At 45.7% G+C, this 1548-nt stretch carries 2 protein-coding genes; one reads left to right on the forward strand and one right to left on the reverse strand.

What is annotated here, in order from left to right; genetic code table 11:
- Nucleotides 1-79: 79 nt before the first annotated feature.
- Entirely contained in the window at nt 80-799 is a 720-nt protein-coding gene (locus A3738_RS01120) for a 16S rRNA (uracil(1498)-N(3))-methyltransferase (RefSeq protein WP_068481772.1), read from the forward strand.
- 23 nt (nt 800-822) lie between these two features.
- Here A3738_RS01120 and nhaA read toward each other — a convergent pair.
- Nucleotides 823-1548 (reverse strand): Na+/H+ antiporter NhaA (gene nhaA / locus A3738_RS01125; RefSeq protein WP_068763285.1); only part of this gene is annotated, 726 nt, incomplete at its 5' end.

Raw genomic sequence — 1548 nt, forward strand, 5'->3', positions numbered from 1 at the left:
TTTTGTTCGAAATCGGTTTACTGTTTTCAAAACTTATTGAGAAAAAACAAACAGAAAATGAGCAACTAACAAACTAGTAATGAACCTGCTCTTACTCTCTCCAAACAATATTATCGATGAGTCGACTGCCGTCATTAAAGGACGGCAGCTCGAGCATATCCACAAGACCTTGCGCGCGAAAACCGGTGATACGCTGAGCGTAGGCATTGAAAACGGTTTGATTGGGAAAGGCACATTAACCGAGCTCAATCAAGTACAAGCAAAGCTAACATTTCGCTGTACAAAGCAAGCCCCAGCACCATTACCGATCAAGCTCGTATTGGCGCTACCACGGCCTAAAATGCTTCGTCGCATCATTCAAACTGCCGTCACGATGGGAGTCAAAGACTTCACCTTTATCAATGCCTGGAAGGTAGAAAAGAGTTATTGGCAGACCCCTTGGTTAAACGAGGAATCACTGCGTGAAAATGCGCTCATCGGCTTAGAGCAAGCCAAAGATACGGTGATGCCCGTATTCAAAACAAGAAAGCTGTTCAAACCTTTTGTAGAAGACGAATTAAGCGACCTAGCGGGAAATGACCTCAAACTCATCGCACATCCGCACACTGAAACGCCGTGCCCTGTTCAATTAGATCCGAAACAGCCAGTGACCTTAGCAATTGGTCCAGAGGGAGGATTTACAAAATATGAGGTCTCGAAATTTTACGAACAACAGTTTGAGTCTGTGCATCTAGGAGATCGGATCTTAAGGACTGAAACTGCCGTCCCAGCACTACTATCAAGGCTTTACCCAGCATAAGCTGAGCAAAGCCTTAGTCCTAACTATGAGTAGCTCTGTTGTGCTCGCAGGTCTGGCACCTCTTGTTCACGACTCTTCACAATTACTATCGATCCCATCACGGCTGACAACAACGAGCCTAACAAAACTCCTAGCTTAACGCTCTCTTGATATGCTGCATCCATGCCTTCAAAAGCAAGCGACCCGATAAACAAACTCATCGTAAAACCTATGCCGCAAAGAATACACACACCATAGAGTTGTAACCAAGTCGTTCCCTTAGGAAGCGATGTAATACCTGACTTGATTGCTAACCAACACACACCAAAAATACCGATTTGTTTACCAACAAATAGCCCAAGTGCGATGCCCATCGTAACGGGATGGAACAAGTCTTCCACTCCAATACCTACCAAGTTCACACCCGCATTAGCGAACGCAAAGACAGGCAGGATGAAAAATGCGACCCATGGCTGAATGCCATGCTCCATTTGCTTGAGCATGGAATGCCCGTGCTCAGTCTTCACATTGAGAGGTATAAACCAAGCGACGATGAAACCAGCAAGCGTCGCATGCACGCCTGACTTCAATACGACCGCCCAGACAACCACACCTATGATGATATACGCAGCTTGCGCTCTCACCTTTAAACGGTTCAAGATAAACAATCCGACTAAGCCAAATCCCGCCACAGACAAAGAAAGACCTGACAAATCCGCAGAATAAAACAGAGCGATAATAACGATTGCGCCAATGTCATCGAAGATAGC

It is taken from the genome of Oleiphilus sp. HI0066 (assembly GCF_001635725.1).

Bases quoted from the DNA above. Each gene is read 5' to 3' on its own strand.
- A3738_RS01120 (WP_068481772.1), top strand. From the start codon at position 80: ATGAACCTGCTCTTACTCTCTCCAAACAATATTATCGATGAGTCGACT.